Annotated in this window: 11 protein-coding genes and 1 pseudogene; 1 reads left to right on the top strand and 11 read right to left on the bottom strand. The window is 64.0% G+C overall.

The genetic code is table 11. From position 1 onward, the window contains the following. Positions 1 to 10: 10 nt before the first annotated feature. From QCM77_RS07585 to QCM77_RS07535, 11 genes and pseudogenes are all read right to left on the bottom strand, one after another. Entirely contained in the window at positions 11 to 2,485 is a 2,475-nt protein-coding gene (locus QCM77_RS07585) for a DNA translocase FtsK (RefSeq protein WP_279682679.1), read from the bottom strand. Positions 2,486 to 2,494: 9 nt separating this feature from the next. Continuing rightward, positions 2,495 to 3,709, bottom strand: a complete 1,215-nt coding sequence (locus tag QCM77_RS07580; protein ID WP_279682677.1) for an aminotransferase class I/II-fold pyridoxal phosphate-dependent enzyme — start codon at positions 3,707 to 3,709, stop codon at positions 2,495 to 2,497. 229 nt (positions 3,710 to 3,938) lie between these two features. Next, positions 3,939 to 4,343, bottom strand: coding sequence for a GFA family protein (locus tag QCM77_RS07575; protein WP_279660204.1), 405 nt, complete (start codon positions 4,341 to 4,343; stop codon positions 3,939 to 3,941). Between the two features lie 124 nt (positions 4,344 to 4,467). Continuing rightward, entirely contained in the window at positions 4,468 to 6,066 is a 1,599-nt protein-coding gene (locus QCM77_RS07570) for a caspase family protein (RefSeq protein WP_279682676.1), read from the bottom strand. A 225-nt stretch (positions 6,067 to 6,291) separates the two neighbouring features. Next, entirely contained in the window at positions 6,292 to 7,740 is a 1,449-nt protein-coding gene (locus QCM77_RS07565) for an ammonium transporter (protein ID WP_279660206.1), read from the bottom strand. A 37-nt stretch (positions 7,741 to 7,777) separates the two neighbouring features. Then, entirely contained in the window at positions 7,778 to 8,116 is a 339-nt protein-coding gene (locus tag QCM77_RS07560) for a P-II family nitrogen regulator (RefSeq protein WP_008142813.1), read from the bottom strand. 480 nt (positions 8,117 to 8,596) lie between these two features. Beyond that, the gene (locus QCM77_RS07555) at positions 8,597 to 9,199 is read right to left on the bottom strand and encodes an ATP-dependent Clp protease proteolytic subunit (RefSeq protein WP_279660207.1); all 603 of its coding nucleotides are present in this window, start codon (positions 9,197 to 9,199) and stop codon (positions 8,597 to 8,599) included. A gap of 137 nt (positions 9,200 to 9,336) precedes the next feature. Further along, positions 9,337 to 9,707: pseudogene (locus tag QCM77_RS07550) on the bottom strand (SRPBCC family protein). A 44-nt stretch (positions 9,708 to 9,751) separates the two neighbouring features. Then, the gene (locus tag QCM77_RS07545) at positions 9,752 to 10,066 is read right to left on the bottom strand and encodes an ArsR/SmtB family transcription factor (RefSeq protein WP_211383744.1); all 315 of its coding nucleotides are present in this window, start codon (positions 10,064 to 10,066) and stop codon (positions 9,752 to 9,754) included. A gap of 86 nt (positions 10,067 to 10,152) precedes the next feature. Next, positions 10,153 to 11,454: an ammonium transporter gene (locus QCM77_RS07540; RefSeq protein ID WP_279682674.1), complete on the bottom strand. Its 1,302-nt coding sequence runs from the start codon at positions 11,452 to 11,454 to the stop codon at positions 10,153 to 10,155. Positions 11,455 to 11,662: 208 nt separating this feature from the next. After that, positions 11,663 to 12,001 carry a P-II family nitrogen regulator gene (locus tag QCM77_RS07535; RefSeq protein WP_008142802.1) on the bottom strand — a complete coding sequence of 113 codons (339 nt, stop codon included), beginning with the start codon at positions 11,999 to 12,001 and terminating at the stop codon, positions 11,663 to 11,665. Between the two features lie 238 nt (positions 12,002 to 12,239). Here QCM77_RS07535 and QCM77_RS07530 point away from each other — a divergent pair, with 238 nt between their 5' ends. Further along, positions 12,240 to 13,130 (top strand): DUF4339 domain-containing protein, encoded by an 891-nt coding sequence (locus QCM77_RS07530; RefSeq protein ID WP_279682672.1) that lies wholly within the window; start codon positions 12,240 to 12,242, stop codon positions 13,128 to 13,130. Positions 13,131 to 13,133: the final 3 nt, after the last annotated feature.

Below are 13,133 nucleotides of genomic sequence, written 5' to 3'. Positions count from 1 at the left end.
GCGGCTCGCCTCACATATGGCTGTCTTCTTCCTCGACCAGAATCTCGCGCTTGCCGGCGTGGTTGGCGGGTCCGACGATGCCTTCCAGTTCCATGCGCTCCATCAGCGATGCGGCGCGGTTATAGCCGATTTGCAGGCGACGCTGGATGTAGCTGGTCGAGGCCTTGCGGTCGCGTTTGACGATCGCAACGGCCTGCGAGAACAGATCGCCGCCGCCATCCGCGCCCATGGCGGAAGCGTCGAACACCGCGCCATCTTCGTCCTCGGTGGGCTCTTCCGCCGTGACCGCCTCGAGATATTCCGGCTGTCCCTGCGTCTTGAGGTGGCGCACCACCTTCTCGACCTCCTCGTCGGAAGCAAAAGGTCCGTGCACGCGGCTGATGCGGCCGCCGCCGGCCATGTAGAGCATGTCGCCCTGGCCGAGCAGTTGCTCGGCGCCCATCTCGCCCAAAATGGTGCGGCTGTCGATCTTGGACGTGACCTGGAAGGCGATGCGGGTCGGGAAGTTCGCCTTGATGGTGCCGGTGATGACGTCGACCGACGGACGCTGCGTCGCGAGGATCACGTGCAGGCCGGCGGCGCGCGCCATCTGCGCGAGGCGCTGCACCGCGCCTTCGATGTCCTTGCCGGCGACCATCATCAGGTCGGCCATTTCGTCGACGATGATGACGATGTAGGGCAGCGGGTCGAGCGAGAGCTTCTCTTCCTCGTAGATCGCCTTGCCGGTCTCCTTGTCGAAGCCGGTGTGCACCGTGCGCGTCGGCTCTTCGCCCTTGGCCTTCAATTCGAGCAGGCGCGTGTTGTAGCCGTCGATGTTGCGCACACCGAGCTTGGCCATGTTCTTGTAACGCTCTTCCATCTCGCGCACGGCCCATTTCAGCGCGACCACCGCCTTCTTCGGGTCGGTCACGACCGGCGTGAGCAGATGGGGAATGCCGTCATAGACGGAGAGTTCGAGCATCTTCGGATCGACCATGATCAGCCGGCACTGGTCCGGGCGCAGCCGGTAGACCAGGCTGAGGATCATGGTGTTGATGGCGACCGACTTGCCGGAGCCGGTGGTACCGGCGATCAGCATGTGCGGCGTGCGTGCGAGGTCGATGATGACGGGGTCACCGCCGATGGTCTTGCCGAGGCAGAGCGGCAGCTTCGCAACCGAATCGATAGTCTCCTTGGCGACCAGCAGCTCGCGCAGATAGACCTTTTCGCGATGGGCGTTCGGCAGCTCGATGCCGATGGCATTGCGGCCGGGCACGACAGCGACGCGCGCCGACAGGGCACTCATCGAACGGGCGATGTCGTCGGCAAGGCCGATCACCCGCGACGACTTGATACCCGGCGCCGGCTCCAGCTCGTACAGCGTGACCACGGGACCCGGATTGGCCTTCACGATCTCGCCGCGAACGCCGAAGTCTTGCAGCACGCCTTCGAGCGCGCGCGAATTGGCTTCCAGCTCGGTCTTGCTGAGCGGCTGGCGATCGCCGGCCTTGGGCGCGGCCAGCACGGACACGGAGGGAAGCTCGAACTTGTCGGAGGATTTTTTGGAAGCGGCCTTCGGCGCAGCCTTCTTGCGCGGGGCGCGCGCGGCCGGCTCTTCCTCCTCCTCCTCGTCGTCCTCTTCTTCGTGATCGTCCTCGTCGTGCTCGTCTTCCGACTGCGGCGAGATCGACGGCGCGGCGCGGCCGCCACCGAGCTTCGGCTCCTGGCGGCTGAATGCAACGGCCTTGGTCTTCGGTCCGCTCGAGACCAACGAGCGGTAAGCAGCGCCGAGCAGCCAGATCAGCCGTGCCTTCGTGCTCATCAAAGCGTGGAACAGCCAGCCCAGCGACACTGAACCGCGATCGCTCTCCTCGCCTTCATCGAGCGGCTTGTCGTCATCCTCGATCTCCGCGAGCTCGTCGTCATGCTCACGCGCGCCGAGGCCGCAGGCGATCAGGAAAGTCGCCGCCATCGCGGCGAACAGGATCGTGCCCAGCACCATCCGATAGATCGTGCCCGCCGGTCCAAAAATCACCGCGGGCGCACGCACCAGGGCGTCGCCGACCACGCCGCCGAGGCCGGTCGGCAGCGGCCAGGCGCCGCCATGCGGCCAGCAGCTGACGAAGCCCGCCGCGATCACCGTGCAGAGAATCCAGGAGCCGAGCCGCAGCGCCTCGCGGTCGAACGGGCGATGGGTCAGCATGCGCCAACCCCACACCGCGATCGTCAGGACCAGCATGATCGCGCCGAGCCCGAGGATCTGCATCGCGAGGTCGGCGCCGATCGCGCCGGCATAGCCGAGAATGTTGCGGATCGGCCGCGACGTCGCGTGGCTGAGGCTGGGATCCTGCACCGACCAGGTCATCAGCGCCGCCGAGGCGACGCCCGACAATGCAATCAGGCCGAGACCGCTGAGCTCGCGCACGCGCCGCGCCAGCCCCTCGCGGATCGACGGCGGCAGATGGCCGACCAGGGGAATGACACGTTCGATTGTCGACATGCTCATGGGCCCCGCCTAACCCAGAGTCTCGACCAGGCGGTGCAGCGCCGCCGCCGTGGTCTCGCCATCCTGCACCAGCGCGAGGCGAATGTAGCCCGCGCCGGGATTGAAACCGTCGGGCTGGAGTCGCGCCAGATAGCTGCCGGGCACCACGCGCACGCCTGCTTCATTGAAGAGCTTGAGGGTGATCGAGACGTCGTCGCCGAGCTCGGACGTGTCGAGCCAGGCGCAGAAGCCGCCATCGGGCCGGCGATAGCCGTAACGATTGCCGATGATCTGGTCGGCGAGATCGAACTTGATCCGGTAGAGCCTGCGGTTCTCCTCGACATGCGCCTCGTCGCCGTAAGCAACGGTCGCGACATGCTGGAGCGGCACCGGCACCTGCGGCGCCGCAATGTTGCGCAGCTCGAGGAACATGCCGATGAATGTCTTGTCGCCGGCGGCGAAACCGACGCGCATGCCCGGCAGGTTGGAGCGCTTCGACAGCGACTGGAACGCAACCACGCGGGTGAAATCAGGGCCGGCGCATTCGAGCGCGCTGCCGGGCGCTTCGCGGGTGTAGATCTCCGAATAGCACTCGTCGCTCAGGATGACGAAGCCGTAGCGATCGGCGAGCTGCTTCAGGCGAATGAAATAGTCGCGCGAGGCGACCGAGCCCTGCGGGTTGGCGGGCGAGGCCAGATAGAACGCCACCGTGCGCGCCAGCGTCGTCTCGTCGATGGCGTCGAGATCGGGCAGGAAGCCGTTTTCGGCGGTGGTCGGCAGGTAGACCGGCTCACAAGCGGCGGCGCGGGCGCCGGCGCCATAGACCGGGTAGAACGGGTTCGGCATCAGGATGGCCGGCTTGCCGGGGCGCGGGCCGACGTAACGTGCGGCGGTGATCGCGGCGTAGAACAGCCCTTCGCGGCTGCCATTGAGGACGAGAATCTCGTTCTCGGGGTCGAGCGGCCGCGGCAGCTTGAAGCGCGACGACAGCCAGGCGCCGGCCGCCTTGCGGAACGGATCGGTGCCCTTGTTCGCGGGGTAACGGCCGAATTCGGCGATGTGCCTGGCCAGCACCGGGCCGACGAAGTCAGGCACGGGATGCTGGGGCTCACCGACCGCAAGCGAAATCAAGGGCTTGCCGGGCTGATGCGGCGCCAGCAGCTCGTTCAGCCGGACGAAGGGCGAGCGTTCGGTATCGGAGCTTCCACCGGCCTGCGGCGCGCGGGATGAAGCGGTCATGACCATTCTGGGCGCCAGCACTCTTGGAACTGCCGGTCGCATGGATACGCCGGCGGGAAGCGGTTCAGTTCACCATAGATAGGGCGAGGTTAAGACGCGATTAACCATCGGTCGCCGCCTCCGTCCAGAGCAGGAATAATGAGGCCGGATAACAACCGGATGCATGGCCGCATTGGCGCACACCTCGGCAAGGAGCCGAGGCGTCCCGGACCTCCAAGCAGCTGCAGCGGCGCTTCTAATGCGCCGGCAGCTTCTCGAACGTCGCCATGCCTGCGGGGATCGCGTGAAATTCCTGCTTGTCGCAGGTGTAGATCGCCATCTGCGGGTGGAACTGTGCCGGCTCGTCCAGCGTGCCGACCTTCAGGATCGCCGCAGGCAGACCCGGGACCTTGGTCACCAGATGCGTGCCGCATTCGGCGCAGAATTCGCGTGTCACCGCGCGTTCGAGATCCTTGCGCGTGAATTGCTTGGGCTGCCCGGTGATGTAGCTGAAGCCGGCCGCCGGCATCGCGATGAAGGTGTTGGGCGCGCCGCCCGAGATGTACTGGCACTCGCGACAATGACATTGGGCCTGCATCATCGGATCGCCCTCGGCCACGTAGCGCACTTCGCCGCAATAGCATCCGCCTTCCAAACGCATGACGACCTCCCGATTTGTTTTTCGTTGTGGTCGATATTTCTGCGCCGGCGCCTGGAATGGCAATCGTTTTCTTTTTGCCCGAGTGGACAAAAAGGAAATCACCCGGCGACCAGTCCTGCAGCGACTATCTCTTGGCGAGCCCGCAGCCGTTGAATCCTCGTCCGCGCCAGCACCCGCTGCTCATGCACTCTGCTTCCAGCCGTGGGCAGGCGGTCGAAGCGCAATCCGGGCGCCCGCCAAAGCCGACGCAAGCCACCGCGCACTTGCTGCGCATGATGGAGCAGCTCATCCCGTTGCCGCCCGGCTTGGTCTGTGCTCCCTCGCGCCGTTCGGAAGGTGGAACGGCCGCATTGTCGTTGCGCTTGGTGGCGCGCTTCGGATCGGATTGACCCTGATAGGGATCTCCGCTCGGCACCGAGATCTTGGAAAACTCGAAGCGACAGGGCCAGATAGTTTCAGTGCGGACGCCAGCCCCTTTGGAATCCTTCAGTTCGAGCACGATCTTGTATCGATAGGACGAGCCTGCGGGACGGTTCAGCGGATCCTTGTCGCCGATGACGCCGTTGACCGAGATGGTGCTGCTGCCGTCCGCTTCGATCTTGCCGTCATAGCTCACGGAGCCGGGTTTACCTTCGTCCCCGAACACGGTGTGCAGCGCCCCGTCCTTGATGCGGAAGACATATTGGCGGTGCGATTCCGGAAAAGGCAGCTTGCTCTCGCAGCTTTCGTTGGCGATCCAGGTTCCGTCGAAGGTCGCGGGGCGCTTTGCGCTGTCGATGGATTTCGACAACAGCTCGATGCGGGATTTCGCCAGGTCTGCAAAGGCGCAAGAGGGGAAGCGCAGCAGATGATCCCTGAATGCCGTGACCGTCCCGAGCGCTTCCGCGCCGCGCCAATGCTCGGCCGCCTCAGTGCAGGGGTCAGTCCGAGGTGAGGACGGTGTCAGCGCCGCGGTTTCGGCCTTGCCGTTGAGGTAAAACTCGCCGAAGAAGGACAGCGACAGCTCGGGGACCTGTGAACCCTTGGTGCGCTGGTACACGCCCGCGCTGATCGTCTGGAACACTGTGTTGATGTTGTCCCTGTCACCGATGTGCTCCAGGAACGCTCTGGTATAGGGGCTGTTGCGGCCGTTGCCATCATCGGCCGTGCGCCCGGCCTGGGTCGCATAGGAGATGATGGTGCCCTCCGGGCTCTCCATCTTGGCCAGCCCGCGGCTGACGGTCACGCCGCGACCCTGTCCGATGTTTCGCCGAAGCTCGTCGGCGAATGGATTGTCGCGGCAGGCGTCGAGCACGAAGATGCGGAGGTTCTTGGCCTGCTGCAGGTCCGCGAGGATCTCGTCGGCACGCACCAGGCGCCGCAGATCGACCTCGTCGCGCACGACGGCATCGACCGGCACCAGATAGTTGACGCCTGCGAACTGGAGGGCGTGGCCGCTGTAATAGAACAGGGCAACGTCGGCACCGCGGGCCTCGCGCGCGAAGCGAAGAACAGTCTCCTGCATGGCGGCCTGATCGAGATCGGTCGCGATCAGAGGATCGAATCCCGATCGCTTCAGGACCGCGCCGACGTCAGCCGCATCATTGGTCGGATTCGCGAGTGTGGGAACGTTCCTGTAGGCGCCATTGCCGATCACCAGCGCGACGCGCTTGTCAGCCTTGGCGTCGAGGGCCGACAGAGCAAGCGACAGGAAACACAGGGCCAGGCAATGCAGCAAACGCATAAGATCGGGCTCCCAATGGGAGCATGATACGCGCCGGTATCGAGACAATGCAATTTGGCTCTGCGCCGGTTCCGCCGCTGCGACGATGCGGCGCGCCAAAAAGAACAAAAAGAAAGGGGCTCCAACTTGCGCTGGAGCCCCTCAACGGTCGGGACATTGCCGGGTATGTGCCCCAAACCGTAGTTGTGGACGCGACCCCCGGAGAGGCCGCGTCCGGGAGGAGACTTACATGTTGTAGGCGCGCTCGGTGTGCTCGGTGATGTCGAGGCCTTCACGCTCGGTCTCGACATTGGCGCGGAGGCCAACGATCACATCGACGACCTTGTAGAGGATCGCCGAACCGACGCCCGACCACACCAGCGTGGTGCAGACGGCTTCGATCTGGGAGATCATCTGCGCCGCGAAATCGTAATCGGCAACCTTGGGCGGGATCGCGGTGTAGTCGATGATGCCCGCGCCGCCGAGGGCCGGGTTCACCAGGATGCCGGTGCCGAGGGCGCCGACGATGCCGCCGATGCAGTGCACGCCGAACACGTCGAGGGAGTCATCGTAGCCCAGCGCGTTCTTCACGACGGTGCAGAAGAACAGGCAGACCACGCCAACCACGAGACCGAGGACGATCGCACCCATCACACCGGAGAAGCCGGCGGCAGGCGTGACGGCCACGAGGCCCGCAACAGCGCCGGAGATGACGCCGAGCACCGACGGATGACCCTTCACGATCCACTCCGCGAACATCCACGACAGCGCGGCGGCTGCGGTGGCGACGAAGGAGTTGGTCATGGCGAGGGCAGCGCCGCCGTTGGCTTCCAGGTTGGAGCCGGCGTTGAAGCCGAACCAGCCGACCCAGAGCAGCGAGGCGCCGATCATCGACATGGTCAGCGAGTGCGGAGCCATCAGCTCCTTGCCGTAGCCGGTGCGCTTGCCGATCAGGAGAGCGCCGACGAGACCTGCAATGCCGGCGTTGATGTGCACCACGGTGCCGCCAGCGAAGTCGATCGCGCCCTTCTTGAAGATCCAGCCGGCGTCGGCGTTGATCTCGTCGAGCTTGGCCTGCGCCGCGGTCTTCGCTGCGCCATCAGCCGCAGCAGCAAGCGCCTTGGCAGCATCCTGGATCGCGTCCGGGCCGGGCCAGTACCAGACCATGTGCGCGATCGGGAAGTAGATCAGCGTGACCCAGAGCGGGATGAACAGCGCGACCGCCGAGAACTTCATGCGCTCGGCGAAGGCGCCGACGATGAGGGCGGGCGTGATCGCCGCGAAGGTCATCTGGAAGCACATATAGATGAGCTCCGAGATGTTGGCGTCGACCGAGAAGGTCGCAGCCTTCGAGTCGGTGGTGACGCCCATCATGAAGGCCTTGGAGAAGCCGCCGATGAAGTCGGAGCCGCCGGTGAAGGCGAGGCTGTAGCCGTACACGGCCCAGATCACGGTGACGACGCAGACGGTGTAGAACACCTGCATCAGCACCGAGAGCATGTTCTTGGAACGAACGAGGCCGCCGTAGAACAGCGCGAGGCCCGGGATCGTCATCAACAGCACGAGCACTGTCGATGTCAGCATCCAGGCGTTGTCTCCCTTGTTGACCGTTGGCTCGGCATAGGCTGCGGTCGCAGCGAACAGGCCGACTGCGAGAGCCGCCAATCCCGCGCCATAGGGACGCTTAAACGTCATTTTATTCACTCCTGATTGGTAAAGGTTGAGCGCGAAATCAGAGGGCCGCGGCATCGGCCTCGCCGGTGCGGATGCGAACCGCATGGTCGAGATTGATGACGAAGATCTTGCCGTCGCCGATCTGTCCGGTTTTCGCGGCGGACGTGATGGCATCGATGGTCTTGTCGACCTGGTCGGAGGCGACAGCGACCTCGATCTTGATCTTGGGCAGGAAGCTCACGGCATATTCGGCGCCGCGATAGATTTCCGTATGGCCCTTCTGGCGGCCATATCCCTTGACTTCCGTCACCGTGAGACCGTGAACGCCGATGGCGGTCAGGGCGTCACGGACTTCTTCCAGCTTGAATGGCTTGATAATCGCCATAACAATTTTCATGGGTCCTATCCCCGCTTGGGCCCGGTCCGGACGTGGGCCCGGGCGTTTCTCGACTGGTTCGCCACGAGGGAGAAAGTTCACTACGCGGGCACAGCCAGGACCCTTAGAATCAAATGCCGTGCCAGATCGGGCGTGTTGCCTAACGGACTATGAAAACGGGTGTTTTCGCGTTTGACGCGTATTGCTGTGCAGTGCGCTATTACGTCGCGCTCAAAACGTGGTCAGGCCTGCTCAAAATACAGGCAGGACAGGCTGCCGACATAATGTTGCTCATGGGTCGGGCAGTAGAAAGGTATCTAATTATAGGTGGATGCCTCGTTGGCGCGCTTCGCCATGCGGGGCAATGTCCAGCCTTCCAATTCATACTCACGCGAGACGCGCAAGCCACGAGCGGCGCGAACGTCTTGAGCAAGACGAAGCGCGCCTGCCGACCCAGATGAAGGTGACGGCCCACCCCAACTGAAGCCTGCTGGCGGCCCGTCAGGCGGCGCTGCGTTCCGCAAACACCTTGTCGATCAGCCCCCAGTCGACCGCCTGCTGGGCGGTCATGAAGTGGTCGCGGTCCAGGGTCCGTTCCACGTCCTGCTCAGGGCGCCCGCAATGTTGTGCATAGAGCCGGATGATGCGGCGCTTGGTTTCCTGCATTTCGGTGGCATGGATCAGGATGTCGGACGCTTGGCCCTGAAAGCCGCCCAGCGGCTGATGCACGTGAAGGCTCGCATTGGGCAGGGCGGCGCGGTGACCGGGCTCGCCGGCCATCAGCAGGAACGAGCCCATGGAGCGCGCGGTGCCCATGCACAGCGTATGGACCGGCGCCTTGATGAATTGCATGGTGTCGTACATCGCGAGGCCACTGGTGACCACGCCGCCATAGGAATTGATGTAGAGATTGATCGGCTTGTTCGGATTCTCAGCCTCCAGGAACAAGAGCTGTGCGCAAACCAGTCCGGACATCGCATCATTGACCTCGCCGTTGAGGAAGATGATGCGCTCGCGCAAGAGCCGCGAATAGATGTCGAAGGATCGCTCGCCACGGGTGGACTGTTCGACGACCATAGGGACGAGTTGCAGCATGTCGCGCATCGGCGACCTCCATTTCTGCAGGTGATGAAGTCTTTTTGCCGTTAGAGCGTTTTCGAGCGAAGTGGATACCGGTTCGCGTCAAGAAAACGCGTCAAACAAGAATCTAGAGCTCCGTTCCGATCCCATCGGAACGGGGCTCAGGCCGCGCGCATCAGGCAGCAATTGGCGTTGGCCGCCTGCGGCAGCTTTGCTCGATCGTCGCAGGCTTGCTGGATGATGCGAACGCGGGTGCCGCCGGCTTCGTTCGGTTCGATCCGGAAGATGACGTAGCTTTCGCGAAATGGCGGTTCGGAATCACGAAGCCGGTAGCGCACTCTTCGCCCACGATCGATGATTCAGGCTCGGCGCCCACAAGGTCGGAATCCGGCAGCCAGCGCTCGCGCAGGGCCGGAATGGTCACAGCGCGCCAGACCTTTGCCGGTGCCGCATCGAGGTCGTATTCGAGCACCAGGTCTGTTTCGAGCACCAAGTCTGCGTCGGGATGATCAGGCTTCACTGCGTCGCTCATTGATCCAGGTCCTTGTTGATCCAGGTCCTTATTGGTCCAGGTCCTTATTGGTCCATGTCCTTCAAGAGATCGGCGAGCGCTTCCATGCGCTTCGGCCAATAGGCGCGGTAGCGCGCGAGCCATGTCCCGATGGTGGCGATCCCGTCCGGGTCGACCTCATAGTTCACAAAGCGGCCCTGCCGCTGTTCACGCACCAGGCCTGCCGCACGCAGCACCGCGAGATGCTGCGACATCGCCGGCTGGCTGATCTCCAAGCCATCGCGCAAAGCGCTGGCATTCAGGCTTCCGCCAGCGAGCTTTTCAAAGACCTTTCGGCGCGTCGGGTCGGCCAGCGCCTTGAAGATATCTGCTTCGATCATGACAACACATAAGCATACGCTTATGTATTGCGCAAGCCCCGAAACGGCCTCAGGCTGCCCGGCGCTTCGAGCAACCCGCTGGCAGCTTACTGCAGCGCCTCGCCGTGCTGCGAAATATCCAGTCCTTCGAGCTCGTGCTCACGGGATACGCGCAAGGGAACGAACAGGCCGACCAGCTTGAGCAGGACGAAGCTCACGCCCGCCGACCAGACGAAGGTGACGGCGACCCCGTAGAGCTGAATCAGAAGCTGCTGCGGATGGCCTTCGAGCAGGCCGGCGGTGCCGCCGATCGCGCTGGTTGCGAACAATCCGGCCAGCAGGGTGCCGGTCAGCCCGCCGATGCCGTGGACGCCGAACACGTCGAGCGAATCGTCATAGTCGAAGCGGTGCTTCAGCCAGGTGCAGGCCCAGTAGCAGACGAGGCCTGCGATCACGCCGATGACGATACCGTGCCAGGGCGCTACGAATCCCGAGGCCGGCGTGATGGTGCCGAGGCCGGCCACCGCGCCGGAGATCATGCCGAGCACGGAAGGCTTGCGCCGCGTCGACCATTCGATCGCGCCCCAGGTCAGCGCGCCGGAGCAGGCTGCGAGATGGGTCGCGATGATCGCCAGCACCGCGCGCGAATTGGCCGCGCCCGCCGAGCCGCCGTTGAAGCCGAACCAGCCGACCCACAACAGGCCGGTGCCCATCACCGCGAGCGACAGATCGAACGGCGAGAGATTTTCGGTGCCGTAGCCATGACGGCGTCCCATCACCTTCGCCGCGACGAGGCCAGCCGTGCCGGCCGACAGATGCACCACGAGGCCGCCGGCGAAATCCAGCACGCCCATGCCGGCGAGGAAGCCGCCGCCCCACACCCAATGCGCCAGCGGAATGTAGACGAAGATGAACCAGGCGACCGAGAACAGCAGATAGGCCGAGAACCGCATCCGGTCGGCGACCGAGCCCGCGACCAGCGCCACCGTGATGATTGCAAACGTCATCTGGTACAGCATGAACAGCGCTTCCGGGATCGTCTTCGCCGCCGGGTTGACGCTGTCCATGGTCATGCCGGCGAGGAACCAGCGGTCGAGCGTGCCGATCCACGGGCCGTCGCCGACGAAGCACAGCGAATAGCCGAACGCGACCCAGAGAATGGAGATGATCGTCACCGCGGCGAGGCTCTGCGCCATGGTGGCGAGCACGTTCTTCTTGCGCACCATGCCGGAATAGAACAGCGCGAGCCCCGGGATCGTCATCATCAGCACCAGCGCGGTGGCGACGATTATCCAGGCGGTGTCGGCGGTGCTGATCTCGGAGCCCGCGGCGCGCGCCGGCGAAGCCATGATCGAGACAAACCCGACCGACGCGGCCATAGCAGCCGCGCGGCGCAACAATCCCGCCATGTCGTTTCCCCCAGCATAATGATTGCGTCGCACGCAGTGGCGTCGTTGCCCGGTGCGATCTTGATAAGAGTCAGTCCTACTGTGTCACCGCACTCCGCCCTCATCCTGAGGAGCCCGCGACAAGCGGGCGTCTCGAAGGATGGCCGCGGGCTAGAGCCGGGCCTTCATGGTTCGAGACGCGCGTTCCGCGCTCCTCACCATGAGGGCTTTAGAGCGCGTCGCTGTCGGTTTCGCCGGTGCGGATGCGCAGCGCATGGTCGATCGGCGTGACGAAGATCTTGCCGTCGCCGATCTGCCCGGTGCGCGCGGTCGCGGTGATCACGGCGACCGCCTTGTCGGCGACGTCGGAGGCGACCGCGATCTCGATGCGCAGCTTCGGCAGGAAATTCACGACATATTCGGCGCCGCGATAGATCTCGGTATGGCCCTTTTGGCGGCCATAGCCCTTCACTTCGGTCACGGTCATGCCGTGGACGCCGATCGCCGTCAGCGCCTGGCGGACTTCATCGAGCTTGAAGGGTTTGATGATCGCGACGACGAGTTTCATGGTTAGGCCTATTCCCCGGGATGCGCCGCGCCGTATGTCCCCGGCGCAGCGTCAATCTGGCATCTTTCGGGGCAAATGGCATAAAAATGTTGCAGATTGAAGCGGAAAAACGTTGGGCCATGTGAACGGCCGCCTCTGTACAGGGCAGCCGTTCATCCTCCACAATGCGTTTTTGGCATGGATGCGATGAACCCAAGCGTCCCGGCCGGTACAAAAGTATGTTTGAGGGGGACGTTTCATGGCGAGTTGGTTCTACGCATCCGAGGGCAAGCAGCAGGGGCCCTATCCGGAAGGGCAATTCCGCGACCTGGTCGCGCAAGGGATTGTGCGCCCGGATACGCTGGTGTGGTCCGAGGGCATGGCCGGCTGGCAGAAGGCCGCCGAAATCCCCGGCCTGATCGGCGGCGGCGGTGCGCCCCCGATGATGCCGGCTGGCGGCCCGCCGATGATGGGCTCCGGAGGTTACGCTGGCGGTGGCGGCGGAGGATCGCTGGCGGTCGATTTCGGCATCCTCGAGTTCACTTGGCGCAGCATCGTGATGCTGATCGGCATGTGTTTCATCATCCCGGTGCCGTGGGTGTTCGTCTGGTACACGAAATGGATCGTGTCCTGCGTGAAGGTCCCCGGACGGCCCAATCTCAGCTTCACCGGCAATGCGATGGCGCTGGTGCCCTGGTTTTTCGGCTTCATCGTTCTGGCGATCGTGATCGGCTACATCGGCGTCCCGTTGCTGAGCAATTTGCTGTTCATCGCCCAGATCGTTCTCTACTGGCTCCTGATTAAATGGATGGTCGCAAACCTTGCCTCCAACGGGCAGCCGCTCGGCCTGAGCTTCACTGGCTCGGTCTGGGCCTATGTCGGGTGGAGCCTGCTGTTCGCGATCTCCATCATCACCATCATCGGCTGGGCCTGGGTCGCCGCGGCCCAGATGCGCTGGTTCTGCCGCAGCATCGAAGGCACGCGGCGCGAGATCGTCTTCAACGGCAGCGGTCTCGGGATTCTCTGGCGGGGCATCGTGGCCGCATTCCTGTGCGGCTTCCTCATCCCGATCCCGTGGGTGTATCGCTGGATCATGAACTGGTTCGCGTCGGAGACCGTCTTGGCTCCGCGAGGATCGCTCCGAGCATGACCT

This window comes from Bradyrhizobium nivariense, assembly GCF_029846695.2.
Classification (GTDB): domain Bacteria; phylum Pseudomonadota; class Alphaproteobacteria; order Rhizobiales; family Xanthobacteraceae; genus Bradyrhizobium.
This window is presented reverse-complemented; position numbering and strand designations above follow the sequence as displayed.

Coding starts and splice junctions, on each gene's coding strand:
- QCM77_RS07560 (WP_008142813.1), bottom strand. CDS start 8,116: ATGAAAATTGTTATGGCGATTATCAAGCCATTCAAGCTGGAAGAAGTC.
- QCM77_RS07580 (WP_279682677.1), bottom strand. CDS start 3,709: ATGGTCATGACCGCTTCATCCCGCGCGCCGCAGGCCGGTGGAAGCTCC.
- QCM77_RS07555 (WP_279660207.1), bottom strand. CDS start 9,199: ATGCGCGACATGCTGCAACTCGTCCCTATGGTCGTCGAACAGTCCACC.
- QCM77_RS07540 (WP_279682674.1), bottom strand. CDS start 11,454: ATGGCGGGATTGTTGCGCCGCGCGGCTGCTATGGCCGCGTCGGTCGGG.
- QCM77_RS07585 (WP_279682679.1), bottom strand. CDS start 2,485: ATGAGCATGTCGACAATCGAACGTGTCATTCCCCTGGTCGGCCATCTG.
- QCM77_RS07530 (WP_279682672.1), top strand. CDS start 12,240: ATGGCGAGTTGGTTCTACGCATCCGAGGGCAAGCAGCAGGGGCCCTAT.
- QCM77_RS07565 (WP_279660206.1), bottom strand. CDS start 7,740: ATGACGTTTAAGCGTCCCTATGGCGCGGGATTGGCGGCTCTCGCAGTC.
- QCM77_RS07535 (WP_008142802.1), bottom strand. CDS start 12,001: ATGAAACTCGTCGTCGCGATCATCAAACCCTTCAAGCTCGATGAAGTC.
- QCM77_RS07575 (WP_279660204.1), bottom strand. CDS start 4,343: ATGCGTTTGGAAGGCGGATGCTATTGCGGCGAAGTGCGCTACGTGGCC.
- QCM77_RS07570 (WP_279682676.1), bottom strand. CDS start 6,066: ATGCGTTTGCTGCATTGCCTGGCCCTGTGTTTCCTGTCGCTTGCTCTG.
- QCM77_RS07545 (WP_211383744.1), bottom strand. CDS start 10,066: ATGATCGAAGCAGATATCTTCAAGGCGCTGGCCGACCCGACGCGCCGA.